At 30.5% G+C, this 18,725-nt stretch carries 17 protein-coding genes and 3 tRNA genes; 12 read left to right on the top strand and 8 right to left on the bottom strand.

All coding sequences use genetic code 11. The annotated features are described in order from the left end of the window. Nucleotides 1-199: 199 nt before the first annotated feature. Entirely contained in the window at nucleotides 200-1,444 is a 1,245-nt protein-coding gene (locus BT107_RS00500; protein WP_084639056.1) for an MFS transporter, read from the top strand. A gap of 55 nt (nucleotides 1,445-1,499) precedes the next feature. Here BT107_RS00500 and BT107_RS00495 read toward each other — a convergent pair whose 3' ends face one another. Continuing rightward, on the bottom strand, nucleotides 1,500-2,279 hold the full coding sequence (locus BT107_RS00495) for a patatin-like phospholipase family protein (RefSeq protein ID WP_072301804.1): 780 nt from the start codon (nucleotides 2,277-2,279) through the stop codon (nucleotides 1,500-1,502). Nucleotides 2,280-2,565: 286 nt separating this feature from the next. On the opposite strand from BT107_RS00495, the gene BT107_RS00490 reads away from it, so the two are divergent. The 6 genes from BT107_RS00490 to BT107_RS00465 all read left to right on the top strand — a co-directional run bounded on the left by BT107_RS00490 (nucleotide 2,566) and on the right by BT107_RS00465 (nucleotide 6,806). Further along, on the top strand, nucleotides 2,566-3,663 hold the full coding sequence (locus BT107_RS00490; protein WP_072301803.1) for a YARHG domain-containing protein: 1,098 nt from the start codon (nucleotides 2,566-2,568) through the stop codon (nucleotides 3,661-3,663). Continuing rightward, on the top strand, nucleotides 3,660-4,235 hold the full coding sequence (locus BT107_RS00485) for an ASCH domain-containing protein (RefSeq protein ID WP_244543082.1): 576 nt from the start codon (nucleotides 3,660-3,662) through the stop codon (nucleotides 4,233-4,235). The genes BT107_RS00490 and BT107_RS00485 overlap by 4 nt, the downstream gene beginning before the upstream one ends. A gap of 201 nt (nucleotides 4,236-4,436) precedes the next feature. Then, a complete protein-coding gene (locus tag BT107_RS00480) occupies nucleotides 4,437-4,640 on the top strand; it encodes a hypothetical protein (RefSeq protein ID WP_139254251.1) in 204 nt (67 codons plus the stop codon). Between the two features lie 241 nt (nucleotides 4,641-4,881). Further along, nucleotides 4,882-5,295: a GNAT family N-acetyltransferase gene (locus BT107_RS00475; RefSeq protein WP_072301800.1), complete on the top strand. Its 414-nt coding sequence runs from the start codon at nucleotides 4,882-4,884 to the stop codon at nucleotides 5,293-5,295. A gap of 97 nt (nucleotides 5,296-5,392) precedes the next feature. Next, entirely contained in the window at nucleotides 5,393-5,719 is a 327-nt protein-coding gene (locus tag BT107_RS00470; RefSeq protein ID WP_072301799.1) for a hypothetical protein, read from the top strand. A gap of 361 nt (nucleotides 5,720-6,080) precedes the next feature. Then, the gene (locus BT107_RS00465) at nucleotides 6,081-6,806 is read left to right on the top strand and encodes a hypothetical protein (protein WP_072301798.1); all 726 of its coding nucleotides are present in this window, start codon (nucleotides 6,081-6,083) and stop codon (nucleotides 6,804-6,806) included. Between the two features lie 177 nt (nucleotides 6,807-6,983). On the opposite strand, the gene BT107_RS00460 is transcribed toward BT107_RS00465, so the two are convergent. Together BT107_RS00460 and BT107_RS00455 are read right to left on the bottom strand one after the other, a co-directional pair. Further along, nucleotides 6,984-7,061, bottom strand: a tRNA-Pro gene (locus BT107_RS00460). Nucleotides 7,062-7,131: 70 nt separating this feature from the next. Further along, nucleotides 7,132-7,220 (bottom strand) — tRNA-Ser (locus tag BT107_RS00455). Nucleotides 7,221-7,615: 395 nt separating this feature from the next. Between BT107_RS00455 and BT107_RS00445 the strand changes: the two genes are divergently transcribed. Together BT107_RS00445 and BT107_RS00440 are read left to right on the top strand one after the other, a co-directional pair. Then, a tRNA-Arg gene (locus BT107_RS00445) sits at nucleotides 7,616-7,689 on the top strand. Nucleotides 7,690-8,007: 318 nt separating this feature from the next. Next, nucleotides 8,008-10,638: a substrate-binding domain-containing protein gene (locus BT107_RS00440; protein ID WP_072301796.1), complete on the top strand. Its 2,631-nt coding sequence runs from the start codon at nucleotides 8,008-8,010 to the stop codon at nucleotides 10,636-10,638. A 5-nt stretch (nucleotides 10,639-10,643) separates the two neighbouring features. On the opposite strand, the gene BT107_RS00435 is transcribed toward BT107_RS00440, so the two are convergent. The 4 genes from BT107_RS00435 to nusB form a co-directional block, all read right to left on the bottom strand. Further along, nucleotides 10,644-11,441: a hypothetical protein gene (locus tag BT107_RS00435; RefSeq protein WP_072301795.1), complete on the bottom strand. Its 798-nt coding sequence runs from the start codon at nucleotides 11,439-11,441 to the stop codon at nucleotides 10,644-10,646. Nucleotides 11,442-11,531: 90 nt separating this feature from the next. Next, nucleotides 11,532-11,834, bottom strand: a complete 303-nt coding sequence (gene yajC, locus BT107_RS00430) for a preprotein translocase subunit YajC (RefSeq protein ID WP_072301794.1) — start codon at nucleotides 11,832-11,834, stop codon at nucleotides 11,532-11,534. A gap of 4 nt (nucleotides 11,835-11,838) precedes the next feature. Next, nucleotides 11,839-12,318, bottom strand: coding sequence for a DUF1573 domain-containing protein (locus tag BT107_RS00425; protein WP_072301793.1), 480 nt, complete (start codon nucleotides 12,316-12,318; stop codon nucleotides 11,839-11,841). 45 nt (nucleotides 12,319-12,363) lie between these two features. Then, entirely contained in the window at nucleotides 12,364-13,311 is a 948-nt protein-coding gene (nusB, locus tag BT107_RS00420; RefSeq protein ID WP_072301792.1) for a transcription antitermination factor NusB, read from the bottom strand. A 170-nt stretch (nucleotides 13,312-13,481) separates the two neighbouring features. Between nusB and BT107_RS00415 the strand changes: the two genes are divergently transcribed. The 3 genes from BT107_RS00415 (at nucleotide 13,482) to BT107_RS00405 (ending at nucleotide 18,293) form a co-directional block, all read left to right on the top strand. Beyond that, the gene (locus BT107_RS00415) at nucleotides 13,482-15,239 is read left to right on the top strand and encodes an ABC transporter ATP-binding protein (protein WP_072301791.1); all 1,758 of its coding nucleotides are present in this window, start codon (nucleotides 13,482-13,484) and stop codon (nucleotides 15,237-15,239) included. Nucleotides 15,240-15,320: 81 nt separating this feature from the next. Beyond that, entirely contained in the window at nucleotides 15,321-15,698 is a 378-nt protein-coding gene (locus BT107_RS00410; protein ID WP_072301790.1) for a PUR family DNA/RNA-binding protein, read from the top strand. 75 nt (nucleotides 15,699-15,773) lie between these two features. Then, a complete protein-coding gene (locus BT107_RS00405; RefSeq protein WP_072301789.1) occupies nucleotides 15,774-18,293 on the top strand; it encodes a M14 family metallopeptidase in 2,520 nt (839 codons plus the stop codon). 71 nt (nucleotides 18,294-18,364) lie between these two features. Here BT107_RS00405 and BT107_RS00400 read toward each other — a convergent pair whose 3' ends face one another. Continuing rightward, entirely contained in the window at nucleotides 18,365-18,703 is a 339-nt protein-coding gene (locus BT107_RS00400) for a tRNA-binding protein (RefSeq protein ID WP_072301788.1), read from the bottom strand. Nucleotides 18,704-18,725 lie beyond the last annotated feature (22 nt).

The raw sequence follows: 18,725 nt of genomic DNA, 5'->3' as shown, positions 1-18,725 counted from the left end.
TGATAAAAAAGAACCACCTTAAAACAAGATAATAGAAATTTAGCCCAGTCATTACTATTAAATTTGTATTTGGAGGTAAAACTTTATTACTTTTAAATTTAACAACTAAATTAAATTAGAAATTTGACTTTAGGTTTTTATTCTAAAAAATTAACTTAAATTCAACTTTTTTTACCAAACAAAACAAACTTACTAACTTATGGAAAACACGAATATGGGAACAGGAACTAATGCCAAACGGTTATTTTATGGTAGTTGCTTTGCTTTAATTTCTACCGCTTTATCTTTTAGTATTAGAGCCGGAATATTAAAACAACTAGGAGAAGAGCTTAGTTTTAGCGCAGAACAATTAGGTTTTATTAACTCTATGTGGTTTTTAGGTTTTCCAATTTCTATGGTTATAGGAGGTTTAATTTACCATAAGGTTGGTGGAAAAGTGATTATGCAATTTGCGTTTTTTGCACACGCTATTGGTATTATAATGACCATTTACGCTACTAGTTATGCTGGTTTATTAGTGTCTACTCTATTAATTGGTTTAGGAAATGGTTGTACAGAAGCAGCTTGTAATCCAATGATTGCAGATGCTTTTAAAGGCAGTAAAATGAGTACAATGCTAAATAGGTTTCATATGTGGTTCCCTGGTGGTATAGTTATAGGTAGCTTATTATCTAATTTTATGACAGCAGAAGAAATGAGCTGGCAATCGCAAATTTGGATGATTATGATACCAACTGTTATTTATGCTGTATTATTTTGGGGACAAAGCTGGCCAAAAGCTAAAGTTAAAGAAGCTGCCACTATTGGTAGTAACTTACAAGCTATGCTTTCTCCACTGTTTATTTTTATGCTAATATGTATGGCCTTAACAGCTATATCTGAATTTGGGCCACAACAATGGTCTGGACTTATACTAGAAAAAAGTGGCGCTAACCCAATGTTAATTTTAGCACTAGTTACTGGTTTAATGGCTGTAGCACGTTTCTTTGGAGGTGCTGTCGTTAAAAAATTCGATCAGACAGGTGTTTTACTTGGCTCTGCAATATTAGCTACAATTGGGATTTACCTTTTTAGTACGCAGACAGGAGAAATGGCTTATGTAGCTGCTGTTTTCTTTGCTTTAGGTGTTGCTTATTTTTGGCCAAATATGATTGGTTTTGTTGCCGATAAAATTCCAAAAAGTGGTGCTTTAGGTATGTCTATAATAGGTGCCGTAGGTATGTTTGCCAATTCTATCTTTTCACCAATTATAGGTGGTTGGATAGATACTGACAAAGCTGCTGCCGAAGCTAATGGTTTAACAGGAGATCAACTAGATTTAGTTGCTGGCCAAGCCACATTAGGCTCTATGGTTACTTTCCCTGCTATACTAATTGTATTATTTACTGTATTATACTTTTGGGTAAAAAGCAGAAAAAACACCAAAGAAGTTGTAAGCGCTTAAAAACTGCTTTATTATATAAAAAAGACTCCTTTTATTTCACAAAGGAGTCTTTTTTTTACTGTTCTTTTAAATTTTCTATTATAGACGGATTATCTTCTAGAATTTTCTTAGTTGCCGTATAACCTAGATCAAATATGGTATCTATACTTCCCATATCAAACGTACCAAAATCTGATAATCCTTCCGGAAGAACTATCATATCACACAAATTAAATTTAAGCATAGATTCTGATGCCGATTTTAATTTATAAGCTCGTTCTACAACAGTATACGAATGTTTTAAATCTTCTATCTTTATTTTCTTTAGAGGATTAACATACACCCCTATAATCATGTCACAATCCTTTTTTAACGGCTCTATAGGAAAGTTGTTTAATACGCCACCGTCTACATAATATGCATTGCCTATTTTTAAAGGAGTAAACATTCCTGGAAACGATGCTGAGGCTAGTACTGGTTTAATAAGCTGCCCTTTTTTAAAGATTTTTAGAGTACCATCTATTATATTAGTGCCCGTAACAAAAAGCGTTTTCTTTAACGCTCCAAAATCATCTTCCGGAAAAAATTCTTTAAAGTTATCGTAATATTTCTCGGTATCTAGAAACCCTGGTTTGCTACGTGCATAATTATGTCTATTAAATATAGGTATGGTTTTAAAAAAATGCAATATACTTTCCCAACTAGCTCCGCTTGCATAAAGAGAGCCTACAATAGCACCAGCGCTTGTACCTGCTATATGTGTTACATATATTCCATATTCTTCTAAAGCTTTTATAGCTCCTATATGTGCCACACCTCTAATACCGCCTCCAGAAAGTACAAGTCCTATTTTCATTTTTATTCTTTTGTCTTTTTAGTAATAATTATAAGGTAATCAAAATGAAATAATATAAGGTTGTACTAACTAAACAATTTTAAATAATATTAGCCTGTCTTGCAATCGTCAAAATAAAACTACAAAAAATGGCTCTTTTAAGGATTTATTAATACTATTATCTAAATAAGTTATATTTGAATCGTTATTAATCCGCTAGCTAAATAGTTTCCAAGTATGTACATAAAGCTGCACTTAGTTTACTATTTTCATTTACGAAAGTAGTATTAGAAATAAAAAAATAAATATGAATAAATTAATCTTCATCCTTTTCTCTTTTATATCTCTAACATTGTATAGCAATGACGGGGCTTATTACGCTTCAGGCAATCAATTAATTCCTATTTCTGAAAATGAGGTTAGCATCAGAAAAGAAATCCTAACCGTTAAAAGAATCATTATTGATGAAATAGAATATGTCTACGTAACAGTTGATTATACTTTTTACAACCCTAGTACAGAAAAAACAATATTAGTTGGTTTTGAAGCTCCTTCTCCTAGTGGAGATGTAAATGGATTTCCTAAAAATGGAGCACATCCCTATATGTCAAATTTTAAGGTTATTATGAACGGAAACTCATTAAACTTTAAGACTGCAATGGTAAACACCAAAGAATATTATATAAAAAATAAAATAGATGCTAAGACCGAAGAAGAAGTTCTTGGTGAGGACTTTAATTCAAATTCACCAGAATTTTATTATGTGTACCATTTTAATGCCGTATTTAAACCAGGAATAAACAAAATTAAACACACCTATAGATTTAAAATGTCAGGATCAATATCAGATTTTTACAGCTTTGATTATATTTTAACTGCAGCAAACAGATGGGCCAACAATCAGATAGATGATTTTACTTTGAATATAGAAATGGGAGAAAATCAAGGTTTTAGCGTAAGAAATAGCTTTTTTAACAATACAGATAATTGGTTTATTGATAACGGAAGAAGTGCTAGCTCTAATGGTCTTAGTACTAATTTTATAACCTACAACGGTAAAATATCATTCAAAAAGAAAAACTTTCATCCTAAAGGTGAGTTGTATGTAACGTCAACAGACGGACCTATAAAAAAACACTTTACTTCTTTTGATTCTGACTACCATAATTTACCGAGTAAAATAAATCTTGAAAATACAGCAACAGATTTTGAAAATGAAGATTCTTATAAAATCTTAAGAAACTTACCCTTTGCAATTAGAGGATACGTATTTAAAACAAAAATAATTCAAGAGTATTACTTATCTCAAAGTTGGTATAAACCAAATCTAAAATACAAGGCAGACTTTGAAAAATTGAATACGATAGAAAAAGAATGGCTAAAAATTGTAAAGTCTAAAGAATGATACAGAAAACGATGAAACCTTTCATATTTATTTTGCTTTTGACTTTAATTTGTTGCAAAAATGAATCAAAAATCGAAATAGAAACAGAATCTGAAAGTATAGTTGATGAATCTGTATCTAAAATATGGAATAATTATATAAAATCTAATCCAGACTTTAAAGATGAGAAAATCCCAGAAGCAGATTTTTTTCATAACAATGAAGAAGACGCAAATAGATTAGCTAAATTAACCGTAAACGGAAAAAAGAAAACTTCTTCTAGTTTATATAGTTTATACAAGCAATACAATGTAGACTTACCAAAGATTGGAGCAAAGCAAATAATTACAAATTTTGATGGAAAGGCAAAAGCCATAATAAAAAATAAAAGTGTTGACACAATTCCGTTCAACAAAATTTCAAAAGAGTATGCTGAATTAGATATCGGGACTAATATTGAACCATTAAAAAAATGGAAAAAAGCTCATTGGAAATTTTTTAAGAACCTATTAAAAGAAAGTGGAGAAAAACCTACTGAAGAGATGTTAATAGTCTGCGTAAGCTTTGAAACAATCTGGACCGAAAAGCACTAATTACAAGAATTTAAATTATGTTGTGTTTATATTCCAGGTTCTGGACTTAAAATATACAATAAACCTAACGGAAAGATTCAAGGGAAAATCTACTTAGGAGAAACTGATAATAACAAAGAATTCTACACAGCTTTTATTGAAAAAAATGGGCTTGGAAAAAAATTAGAAAATCCAAATCTTGAAATGGTTGGGTATGAGACAATGGCTTTAATTTTTGTTGACTCAGTCTCTGAGTTTGTAAAGCTTAAAAACGGATTTTGGATTAGCACTAAAGAACTAAAATCTAAAAACTTACGGCTAATTTCTTGGATGGATTATGCTATTGAGAAAAACACAGAATGGTATGCTAATAAAAACGGACTAAATTTAAGAGAAGGACCTTCTCTACATACCATGATAAAATAACAACACTAAAAGGAGACTTTTTTGGCGTTAAGTTAACAACCGAGAAGAAAGAAAAATGGAATAAAGTAAAAGTCACAGAATATAGAAAACACCCTTGTTCCGTTGAAGATAACCTTGTTATTACAACATACACAGGTTGGATTAAACTTATCTCGGAAGAAAAAACTCTTAATGTCTGGAATTACGAAAAAGGATGTTAAAATAAAAAAACACTACTAAACTACAAATAATCCAAGCCTTAATGATTCCCAAAATCATAGAAATAACTTCTGAAGAAACATTAAATATTCGCCATAGAACTATGTGGCCAAATAAGCCTATTAACTACGTTAAGCTAGAAAATGATGATCAAGGAAGACATTTTGGGTTGTTTATTGATGGTAAAATGGTTTCTGTTATATCGCTATTTGTTAAAAATAAAGCAGCTCAGTTTAGAAAATTTGCAACGCTAACAGATTATCAAGGAAAAGGATATGGAACAATGTTATTAAACAGAATTATTAACATAGCAGAAGATGAAAAACTGCATAAAATATGGTGTAATGCCAGAACAGACAAATCTGATTATTACGCTAAATTCGGAATGATATTAACTAAAAATAGATTTGTAAAAGGGAAAATTGAGTATGTAGTAATGAAAAAAGTTCTAAACTAAATAGCTACTATAAGAAAAAGACACCCCACCTAATCACTTTAAAATAAAATATTTACTTACATTTAATACTGTAAATTTTAATAACTTAACAGCTATTATGGGAATATTTAATCTATTTAGAAAAGAAAAAAGCGATAAAGACAAAACTGAATTTAAATTCAGTGATGCAGAAAATAAGGCCATTTTTACCTGTAATCACGTGACCGATCTTAAAAGCCCAATTTTATACGCATCACACGACAATGATGGAGATTGGCAGTTCTTGTGCGGACAGGATGAGCACACAGAAAAAAATGCAAAAATTATTTCTTTAAAAAATGCTGTGGAATTAGACACAACACTAAATCAGTTATTTGAAATGCCAATTGGAGTTGGTGCAGAACGTACTACTGTTGGAGAAAAATGGAACCCATTTAGGCTCTAATTCTAAAGATAAATTTGAATTTCTATTTTATAAAAGCATTTTCCTATTCAATATTTACAGCCTATACTAGCTGAAATTAAAGATGGTATATATGATTATAAAAACTATTTATCAAAAGAATGGTATCAAAAAGAATATTCAGAATTAACAAAAAAAGAGAGAGCTGCAATTGATGAATTAGACAACTATAGATTGGCTTTTTTCGATTACGAAGGTATCAAGGCTTACAGGTTTAATCTGCCGCCACCGACATTAAAAACATTAATACAGACTAAAGAACTAGAATAACTAACAAATTAGATACAAAATCTAATTCCCAGCCTTGAGAAACAGAAACTACATATTAATATTAGTACTGACTTTGAATTTAATTTCATGTGGTCAAAATTCATTTGAAAAAGAATTGAACGGAAAATGGTTTAGTCCAGAAAATGATGGATTTACTCGGTTTTATTTTTACCCAGACAGTCTACTATTAATTGAAGATAATGTGCTAAATGCTAAATGGACAGCAAACGAATCAAAAATTGAATTTGATTATATTTCCCAAATCTCTTCACAAGTTTCTGAAAAAGATAGCTCAAAAAAGATTCTACATTATACGCTATCAAAAAATAACAACTTATTATCCTTTAAAATTAAAGATTCATTAAAAGAAAGGAATTTTAATTTAGTACGAGCCCAGAATTATTTCGATTTTCTTAGCAAAACAAATAATGTTGCATTTAAATTACCTACAGATAGTCTAGCTCAACATATAAGCCTAAATCACCAATATGGCTTTAAAATGTTTATTGGAACCTACAACGGCAAAACAATTATTGTTTCTGAGTTTGGAAATGGAATAGATTCAATTAAAAATGATATTATTAAGTTTAAACAAAATCTAAAACCCTTAGATCAATTTCATCAACAAAAAATGGAATCTGAAATTCACTTTAGAATATTTGCAGACAAATCTATTTCAGATAAAAAAATTGAAGGAATTCTTCAAAAAATCACTCAGAGTGATATAAAACAAGCATATAGAATTTACAACTCTAAAAATTTTTACAATTTTGAAACCCTCCTAGGAAAACGCTTGTAAAAGATTCCTAACAACAATTAGAACTTGTAATACCTAAGACTCTACTGTATAAATTTTTCAGTATCTTCTATTTTCAAAACACTATTATACAAAAAAAGCTTCCCTATAAAGAGAAGCTTTTTTTTAGCCTTAACAGTATAAAATAAAAAAGCCTCTCAGTTTCCTGAAAGGCTTTCTTGGTCGGGGTGGCAGGATTCGAACCTGCGACCTCCGCGTCCCAAACGCGGCGCGATAACCGGGCTACGCTACACCCCGAATAGTTATCTTTTTAACTTCAATAATTGAGAAATTTTTCTGTCCTCGCAATTTGCTTTGACAGCTATTGCGGAGAGACAGGGATTCGAACCCTGGGTAAGTGTTTCCACCTACGACGATTTAGCAAACCGTTCCTTTCGGCCACTCAGGCACCTCTCCAATACTCTTTAATGAACTTACACAGTTTTTAATTGCGAGTGCAAATATATAACGATTAAGCATAGCTACCAAGTGTTTTTGAACTTTTTTTAATCTTTTTTTTGATATTTTTGGTAACGTGCTCATTATAAGTATTATTAGAATGAAACTTTTTTTAATTATTATTTTACATTCTTCATTTTGCTCCAAAAAGTTAAAATACTATATAGAGAAGTGACTCTTTTTATAATTCTATTTCCTTTATATGTTTTCTCTTTACATTATGTATAAAGTTCATTTTTTACTAAAATTAATGAAATAAAAAAAAACTAAAATTATTTTAAATTTTACTTGCATATTATAAATTGGTTATTGTATATTTGCAGCCCGAAAGACAGATATTATGTCTTTTAAATGGTCGCGTAGCTCAGCTGGATAGAGCATCTGCCTTCTAAGCAGACGGTCAAAGGTTCGAATCCTTTCGCGATCACAAAAAACCTTCAGTTAACGCTGGAGGTTTTTTTGTTTTACCCCTTTACATAAAAAAATAGACTAAAAAAAAGCTGCAAACTATAATTGTTATAGCCCTTCATCTACTCCCCTAAATCAACCTTGTTCACTAATAATAAACAATTGATTATTTGATTTACTTAAAATTAATATTTTACATAAAAAATAATTAAATTTAAGACGTAAAATTCCATCGTAACTAAACTTTATACTTTCATTTTTTTATAATTTTTCTTACCAATAAATTTTACATTTTAAAGATTTATTATTTAATGTCTTAACAATTTAATTTACAAAAATGTTCCGTCTTAAGCTTAGCAAGTTTTTTATAATACTAATTACATTAAACATATGTTTACATTACAGTTGCAACACAAATAAATCTACTAAAAAACTAACAATTGGTTTTGCACAGACAGGAATTAATGATCAGTGGAGAAAGTCTATGATCAAAGATATGGAGATAGAAGTAGCATTTTACCCCAACATAAATTTAAAAGTTCTTGACGGTAAGGATAATATAGAAAATCAAATAAAAAACTTAGAGGAATTAATTTTAGAAAAAGTAGATATTATTATTGTATCTCCAGTTAAATCTAAACCTATTACCCCTTATGTAGAAAAAGCTCTAAAAGCGGGCATTCCTGTTTTAGTAGTAGACCGTAAAATAGATGGTCAAAATTACACTGCTTATTTAGGAGGCGACAACGAACAAGTTGGCGTTAATGTTGCAAATTATATTTCTTCTATTGCCGGCAACGATCCAAAAAAAATTATAGAAATTAAAGGACTTAAAGGCTCTTCTCCTGCATATGACAGAAGTATTAGTTTTAATAAAATTATAAACAAAACAAACAATCTAAATGTTGTACACTCTATTGAAGGCAACTGGGAGGAATACTCTATAAAAGACAGTTTAAAATCATTCTTAAAAAAGGAAAAAGATATAAATTACATTTATGCTCATAACGACAGAATGGCCCTAGGAGCTTGGGATGTATTAAAAGAATTAAACTTAGATAACCACGTTGATATAATTGGTGTTGATGGCTTAAACGAGCCTAATGGAGGCATACAACTGGTAAAAGACAACATTTTAAAAGCTACTGTTTTTTATCCTACCGGAGGTCATGAAGCAATCAAATTAGCTATTGAAATGCTAAACGGAGAAAAGGTCAATAAAAACAATACTCTAGAAACAATTCTCATAGATTCTAGAAATGCTGATATAATGAAACATCAGTTTGATAAAATATATGAACACCAATTAGACATTATAAAACAACAAGAAAAAATTAAACAACAAGAAGATACTTATACAAAACAGAGCACCACATTAAAAATAGTACTGGCTTTATTTATAATAAGCATAACATTAGGTATATACAGTATTTATTCTGGCTATAACATAAGAAAGAAAAAGCGCGAATTAGAAATCATAAATAAAAAAATTACCAAACAGAAAAAAGAGATAAAAAAAATAGCAAACGAAGCTGAACATAGTAACGAGGCTAAAGTCAATTTTTTTACAGCTTTATCTCACGAATTTAAAACACCCATAACTCTTATTTTATCTTCAATAGAAAGCTTAACAGAAAAACAAAGCACTTATAAAAACAATTTAAAAAATGAAATAAGCATAATTTTTAATAACTCTAAACGCCTATTGCGCTTAACAAACCAGCTACTAGACTTTAGAAAGGTCGAAGAAAGCAAATTTACATTAAAAGCATCTGAAACAAATTTATTAGATTTTTCTAAAGGAATTTTTAATGATTTTGAAAGTGAAGCTAGAAAAAGAAATATAAATTTTACACTAGAAACAAACAACAAAGATTTATCTATTTTCATAGATCGAAACTTAATGGATAAAGTGTATTTTAACCTACTATCTAATGCTTTTAAATTTACACCCAATGATGGAGATATTTCTATAAAAATTACAGACCACAAAGAGCGTAACTTTATAAACGTTTGTTTTAAAGATTCTGGTATAGGCATACCAAGTGATGACTTAAACACAATATTTAACGCATTTACAATAGCCTCTAACAACACTAAGGCTAGTTCTGGCATTGGCCTTCATTTATCTAAAGAATTTATAGAATTACACAAGGGATCTATAGATGTTGATAGTAAATTAGGAACCGAATTCACCTTAAAATTATATAAGGGAGACACACATTTAAAACCCGAAGAGATTACTTATCAATCTGCGGAAATAGACCAATCTATAATAACACTTGATAATGAGGATAACGACAATTATTTTAGTGAAGCTTCTATAAACAAGAACAGTAACACAGGTTATTCAATTTTAATAATTGAAGATAACTTAGATTTAATTAAATATCTTGAAAGCAAATTAAACATTAACTATAATGTACACCTATCTAATGGAATTGATGGCATAGAAAAAGCACTAGAAATTATACCCGACCTTATTATATGTGATGTTAATTTACCAGATAAAGACGGCTACGTTATATGCGAAATTTTAAAAAATGATTTAAGAACATCTCATATTCCTATTATTATGCTTACAGTTTTGGATAATGAAGAATCTTATCTAAAAGGACTACATTCCGGAATAGATTCTTACTTAACTAAACCCTTTAGTTTCTCCGTTTTATCTCAATCTATCAAAACCCTAATATATAACCAAGAAAAATTTAGATATAACTTTTTACACAATGTAAAAGATATTAATTTTAAAAAAAATATTGCTACTACAGAACAAGATTTTATACTAGAAATAAATGAAATTATTAAAAAAAACAGAACCAACTCTACCCTTTCTGAAGAATCTATAGCAGCTGATTTAAATATATCTAAGATTCAGCTTAATAAAAAGCTTAATGCCATTTTAGGGATTAGTATTAGTGATTACCTACAAATAGAAAAAGATAAAAATGCACTTAATAAATAAAAACTCTATTTCTTTAAATGTTCCTTTAACTTAACAAACGGTGCAGTTTTTCGGTTTTTAAATGCGTGGAAAAAACTACTTAGCATTAAAATAGCTGCAGCTCCATATGCTATATAAGCCAGTACCTCCTCTAGCACACTATTAGCTATGCCAATTGCTATTAATGCCCAAGCACCTACAAGAGCAAACTCGCGCATATTCCTTTGCCAGGTAACGACTAAATTAATTACTACGGCCACTATAATCATTACCACTGTCCACACTACTGGCTCAAAACCAAAACCGTCCCAATTAACTTTTACTAGGTATGCAGATACATTTGCTATACTTGCTACAGTAACCCAACCACTATAAATTACAAAAGGCCACCATAGAAACGCAATTACAGAAATTGGAGCACCCCACAATTCCATTTTATTATTCCACACTATTTTTAATAATGAAAATAACAACAAGAATATAAATATACAAGACAGCCCGGTGTAGCCATAAATCCAACTCACAACCCAACTACAATTAGCTATACATGAAATCACAAACCACCAACCAATTTTTAGCACAAAGTCATTATCGCGTACTTTTACAAAAAGACCTCTACCTTGATAAATAATGTAAGAAAATACAAAAAGGTAAATTAATCCCCATATTGAAAAGGCATAGCCTGCGGGTGTAAATAACGATCGTAAACCCCTAGAAACTTCACCTATAGTTGTATTGTTCATTTTACCTGTATTAGACAGGTAATTAATAGCTAATGTAAAAATAAACGCTACCCCGTTTGCAACTTGCAATACTTTTTTCATTTTGCTTTTTTTTTATTAAGATACAAAATAGACCACAAACAAAAAAGCATCGATTTTCATCGATGCTTTTTTAAATAGTAATTTATAGTATTACTTTTTTTCTGCTACTGGCTCATTCATTTTCTTACTCATTTCCATAGAAATAGCAGATCTAGAAAATTTAATTTTACCAGCCATAGTCTCAATTACGCAAGACATATCTTTATCATTTAGATCAAAAATTTTACCATGCATTCCGCTTTTAGTAATAACTTTATCTCCTTTTTTTAACTCTGTTGCAAATTTCTTTTCGTCCTTAGAACGTTTCATTTGCGGGCGTATCATAAAAAAATATGCTACTATAAATATACCTACCATTGGTAGGAAAGGGTATTGCTCTAATATTTGATCCATATTTTTACTTTGTCGGAATTAATGCTGTTGTACCATTTTTAGGGTTTACAAAAGCTTTTATACGTAAAGTTTCTCTTCCTTTAGCTGTATTTGCAGTTACTGTTACTGCTTTAGTTATTTGGTTTTGACCAGATCCGTTAAACTTAACTAACATTTCACCAGATTCTCCTGGAGCAATTGCTTTGTTTTTTGGGTATTCTGGAATAGTACATCCACAAGTACTTTTTGCGTCTGTAATAATTAAAGGCGCATTACCTGTATTTGTAAACGTAAAAACTGTTTGTTGTGGAGTACCTTGTTCAATAGTACCAAAATCAAATTCAGTTCTATCAAAACTCATTTCTGGCAAGTTTTTAGCATTGCTATCTCTTTCAGCAGCATTATCAACATTAGCCATAATTATTTTATTAGAAGCATTGTCTTTACAAGATGTAAAAGACATAGCAAACACAGCTACACCTAGCATTAAAATAATCTTTCTCATAGTTTTAAATTTTATTTTGTTTTACACAAAATTAATGAATTATTCTTATAATAATCCCCTACCTATCTTTTTTAACTTTCCTTCACTTTTATACTCGCGCACTAGCTTATCTAGAATACCGTTTATAAAAATGCTACTTTTTGGTGTAGAGTACTCTTTTGCTATCTCTAAGAACTCATTTATAGTTACTTTCTCTGGTATAGACGGAAAGTTTAAAAGCTCACAAATTGCCATTTTTAGTAAAATACCATCTATGTCTGCAATACGGTCTTTGTCCCAATTAGGAGTTTTACCAACTATTTCTTTAACATATTCAGCATCATTTAACAATGTTTTGGTAAGCAATTGCTTTGCATAAAGCATATCATCGTCTTCTTTTAAAAGCTCTGGCAAGAAAAAAGATTCTACCACATCTGGCTTAGCCTTCTTAATTAACTTTAATACAAATGTATTTATAATAGGAATATCGTCTATCCAAGTTAATTTATCATCCTCAAAATAATCGTATATTTTTTCGTTAGGAGCTATTACAAATTTGTAAAGATTTGCCAATAAATCTCTATCTTCTTCGTAGCTACTTGTATTGCTAGTCATATACGTTGTATAGTATTCACTCTCTACAACTTCTTTGTATATTAACTTAACATACTCTTCATTTAAATACCAATTGTTTAATTTTCTGCTAGACAATTCTTCAAGTAGTAATTTGTTGTCTGCTATTTGTAACAATACTTTGTTGTTTACAAACTTTTTTCTGTCCGGATACGCATCAGAAACATTGCCTAAATAACTTTTAGATGCAATCTCTGCTTGCTCTTCTGCTCTCTTTTGCAGTTCTACCAACAAACTTAACATTAGTAAGTATAATGTATACATACTATCTACACTGTATTTTAAAAACTTTACTTGTTTTTCTAGTGTATCATCTTGCGAATGAGTTAGGGCGTAAATACACTGCATTACTTTAACCCTGATATGCCTTCTTGTTAGCATTGAAAAAGAACTTTAATTTGTTAAAAATTATATTTTGCAAAAGTACTATTATATTTTTCAAATGTACCAATTGTAACAAGTTTTTATCTTATGATAATGATAACATAAGGTTATGGTTCAAAAACCTATCTTTGCTAACTTAGTACAACACCACTATCCTTAAAACATAAATGAAAGAATTAAAACACATTAATAAGTACTTTAAAAAATATTGGCTTAAGCTTACAATTGGTATTATAATTACAGTTATTGCTCGCGTATTTTCTTTAGTAATGCCCCCTTATGTAAACAAATCTATAAACGTTGTAAAAGAGTTTATTACCCAAGATAATATAGATATATCTTTAGTTAAAAGTCATTTACTAGAATACATACTTATTATTTTAGGTGCTGCCCTTTTATCTGGTTTTTTTACATTTTTAATGAGACAAACCATTATTAACGTATCTAGATATATAGAATACGATCTAAAAAATGAGGTCTACGACCACTACCAAAAATTAAGTTTAAACTTTTATAAAAAGAACAGAACGGGTGATTTAATGAACAGGATTAGCGAAGATGTTAGTCAGGTTAGAATGTATTGTGGCCCTGCTTTAATGTATGGTATGAATACTATTACGCTATTTGCCTGCATTATCCCTATAATGTATTCTAAAGCGCCATCATTAGCACTTTATACCCTAATACCATTACCAATTTTATCTGTTTTAATTTATAACATTAGTAAATTAATACACAAACGTAGTACTATTGTACAGCAGTTTTTATCTAAGTTATCTACGTTTGCACAAGAATCTTTCTCTGGTATTTCTGTAATAAAAGCATATAGCATAGAAGACCGTACCAATGCAGAGCTTACGTCTTTAGCCAATGAAGGAAAAGAGAAAAGTATGGCTTTGGTAAAAATAAATGCTTGGTTTTTTCCTCTAATGGTACTCCTAATTGGTATAAGTAACATTATTGTTATTTATGTAGGAGGACAACAATATATAAGCGGAAAAATAGAAAGCATAGGACTTATAGCAGAGTTTATAATTTATGTAAATATGCTTACCTGGCCTGTTGCAATTGTTGGTTGGTTAACCTCTATTATACAAAGAGCAGAAGCATCACAAGCAAGAATTAACGAATTTCTAAAAGAAAAACCAGAAATAGAAAACACTGTTACCACTCCTATGGATATTAACGGTAAAATAGAATTTAAAAATGTAAGCTTCACTTATGATGATACTAACATTACAGCTTTAAAAAACATATCTTTTTCTATAAACCAAGGAGAAACTGTTGCTATTATAGGTAAAACAGGTAGCGGAAAATCTACTGTATTAGACCTTATTGCAAGATTATACGATGTTTCTTCTGGTGATATATTAATAGATGGCACTTCTATTAAAAAAGTAAACCTAGATTGTTTAAGACAAAACATAGGTGCTGTACCACAAGATGCCTTCTTGTTTTCAGATTCAATAAAAGACAATATTAAATTTGGAAAAGAAGACGCTACAGATGAAGAAATAATTGCTGTCGCTAAAAAAGCTGTTGTTCATAAAAACATTATGAACTTTAAAGAAAAGTACGACACTGTTTTAGGAGAAAGGGGTATTACCCTAAGTGGAGGGCAAAAGCAACGAGTTTCTATTGCTAGAGCCCTACTTAAAGATCCAAAAATTTACTTGTTTGATGATTGCCTTTCTGCTGTAGATACAGAAACGGAAGAGCAAATACTTAACAATTTAAAGTCTGCTTCTAAAAATAAAACTACATTAATAGTTAGCCATAGAGTGTCGTCTGCCAAAAACGCAGATAAAATCATAATTCTAGACAATGGTAAAGTCGTTCAAGAGGGTACACACAGTTCTTTATTCGCAGTAGAAGGCTATTATAAAGCTCTTTATAATAGTCAGCTATCAGAGAAAGAAAGTTAGAAAAATGTTGTCAATTAGCTATTTTTTTTCCATTTTTGAGGAATACTATGATAACATTACACTAACGAGATAACTATAACAATGAGTGAAAAAGAACTAATGGATCAGGAAGAGATTTATTCAAAAGTACTAAGAGCCGGAAGACGGACTTATTTTTTTGATGTGAGGAGTACTAAGGCAGGAGACTATTATTTAACTGTTACTGAGAGTAAAAAATTTACACACGATGATGGATCTTTCCATTATAAAAAGCATAAAATTTACTTATACAAAGAAGATTTTACTCCTTTTAAAGAGCTTTTAAATGAAATGATGGACTACATTATTAACGAAAAAGGTGAGGAAGTAATTTCTGACAGACACCAAAAAGACTTCAAAAAAGAAGAACGTATTAATGGTGAAGAAATAGAAGCTACTGCAACAAGCAGTTTTACAAACGTAAGCTTTGAAGATATCTAGATAACAAAAAAAATGTATCTTTAGGCGACTCTCAAAAAAGAGTCGCTTTTTTTAGCTCTAAAAACTAACTCATCTATGAAAAAAAGACTGCTTTTATTAATTTTTGTTGTGTTTCAATATACTCAAGCCCAACAAAAATTAGATCTTAATTATTACCTACCACAAAATATTACATACAACCAAGACATCCCTAAACCCATAGACGTTATTGGTCATGAGGTTGGCCAATGGCACGTTTCTCATGACAAACTGCAATTCTATATGCAAACATTAGCAAAAGCTAGTAACAGAATCTCTATAGAAAACAGAGGTGAAACGTATGAAGGCAGACCAATTTTGCTGCTTACCGTTACATCGCCTAAAAACTTAAAAAACATAGAGAATATAAGGCAAGAACATTTAAGTAACACTAATAACACCAATGGTAAAACAGAAGATAAGCCTATTGTTGTTTATCAAGGTTTTTCTATACATGGTAACGAACCTAGTGGTGCAAATGCTGGCTTAGCATATGCTTACTATTTAGCTGCTGCCCAAGGCCCAGAAATAGAAAAGCTATTAGATAATATGGTTATTCTAATGGACCCAGCTTTTAATCCAGATGGCATACAACGCTTTGCACATTGGGCAAATAGTAATAAAAGTAAAAACTTAAATCCAGATGGTAATGATAGAGAATATCATGAAACCTGGCCAAACGGACGTACAAATCATTATTGGTTTGATATGAACCGTGATTGGTTACCTGTACAATTACCAGAAAGCAAAGCAAGAATTAATACGTTTCATAAATGGCTACCTAATATTTTAACAGACCATCATGAAATGGGAACAAATTCTACTTTCTTTTTTCAGCCTGGAGAACCAACAAGAGTACACCCTTTAACTCCTACTTTAAATCAAGAATTAACAGCAGAAATTGGCACCTATCACGCCAAAGCTTTTGATAAAATAGGTTCTTTATATTATTCTGAAGAAAATTATGATGATTACTACTATGGTAAAGGATCTACTTTCCCAGATGTTAATGGTAGTATTGGTATTTTGTTTGAACAAGGCAGTTCTCGTGGCCACGTACAAGAAAGCGAAAACGGCATACTTACTTTCCCTTTTACTATTAGAAATCAATTTACAGCAGCATTATCTACTATAGAAGCTGCAAATAATATGAGATCTAAAATACTTGGATACCAACAACAATTTTATAAAAATGCAAAAGCCGAAGCTGCAAAGAGTAAAACAAAAGCTATCGTTTTTGGCGATAGTAAAGATGCTGCTAAAACCTGGCATTTAGCTGATATTTTACAACGACACAAAATAAAATTTAACGAACTTAAAAGCGATGTTAACTTAAACGGAAAAAAATATAAAAAAGGAGCTAGTTATGTTGTTCCTATGAACCAAAAAAACTATCAACTTATAAATGCTATGTTCGAAAAAAGAACAACGTTTACTGATAGTTTATTTTATGATATTTCTGCATGGACGTTTCCACTAGCTTTTAATTTAGATTATACAGAAACTACAAACCTAACTAATTTAGGTGAAGAAATTAATGATTTACAACCGTTACAAGGAGCTATAACAGGCGAAAGTAGTTATGCTTATTTATTTGAGTGGAATGAATACTATAGCCCTAAAGCTCTAAACACAATTTTAGAAGCTGGCTTAAGAGCTAAAGTTGGCAAAAGTCCTTTTTCTGTAGAAGGTAAAGAATATGACTATGGCACTATAATGGTTCCTGTACAGAATCAGAAATACAACAAACAGCAGCTTCATTTGTTTTTACAAAATGTTGCTAAAGAAAACAACCTAACAATTACTGCTGTTGGTACTGGTTTAACTAAGGGTATTGATTTAGGTAGTAATGAGTTTGATCCGCTTAAAAAACAACAAGTAGCACTATTAGTTGGCAGTGGAGTAACGTATGCAGATGCAGGAGAAATTTGGCATTTGTTTGATCAGCGTTATAATATGAAAATTACAAAGCTAGATACAGATTATTTTTCTAGAGTAGATTTAAGCAGATACACTACTTTAATTGTGCCTAGTATTTATGCTAGTGCACTAGACAAAAGCTCAGTTACTAAAATTAAAGAATGGGTAAAAGATGGAGGAACTTTAATTGCCTACAGAAATGCGGCGTATTGGCTAAATTCTAATGAACTAATGAAAATCGATTTTAAAAAGGATTCATCACTAGTAGCCAAGAACATTCCTTTTGACAAACGTAGAGATTTTAGAGGAGCACAAGTAACTGGTGGCGCTATTTTTGAAGCTAAATTAGATCGTTCTCACCCTATAAACTTTGGTTATAAAAATGATAAATTACCATTATTTAGAAATACCAATATTTATATAAATCCAGACAAAAACAGTTATAACAACCCAATACAATATACTAACAACCCATTGTTAAGCGGTTATATTTCTGAAGAAAATTTAGGCATATTAAAAAATAGTGTTCCGTTTAAAACGCAGGGTTACGGTAAAGGACGTGTAATTTTATTTACAGATAACACTAACTTTAGAGCCTTTTGGTTTGGTACAAACAAACTACTTATGAACGCTATTTACTTTAGCAAAATGATGTAATTTAAATTACAACAGCTTACAAAAAATCCCGAGTTTATAACTCGGGATTTTTTATTTTATCACTTTTACCACTACCCTACTTTTAAACCGTTTTGCACTTTAGCTTCTGGGTTTAATAAAATAACATCTTTACCTTCTACAGCTCCCATTACCAAACATTCGCTCATAAAATTAGCAATCTGTTTTTTAGGAAAGTTTACAACTGCAATTATTTGTCTGTCTAGCAACTGGTCTTTACTGTAACGTAATGTAATTTGTGCAGATGTTTTTAAAACACCTATTTCTGGTCCAAAATCTATCTGTAATTGATATGCTGGATTTCTAGCTTCAGGAAAATCTTCTACTGTAATAATAGTTCCTACACGCATATCTATTTTAGAAAAATCGCTCCAAGTAATTTGCTCTTTCATTTGTGTATCATTTTATTCTAAA

It is taken from the genome of Cellulophaga fucicola, from assembly GCF_900119145.1.
GTDB lineage: Bacteria > Bacteroidota > Bacteroidia > Flavobacteriales > Flavobacteriaceae > Cellulophaga > Cellulophaga fucicola.
Note: the sequence above shows the minus strand (reverse complement) of the source record. Positions and strands in the feature narration are given on the sequence as shown.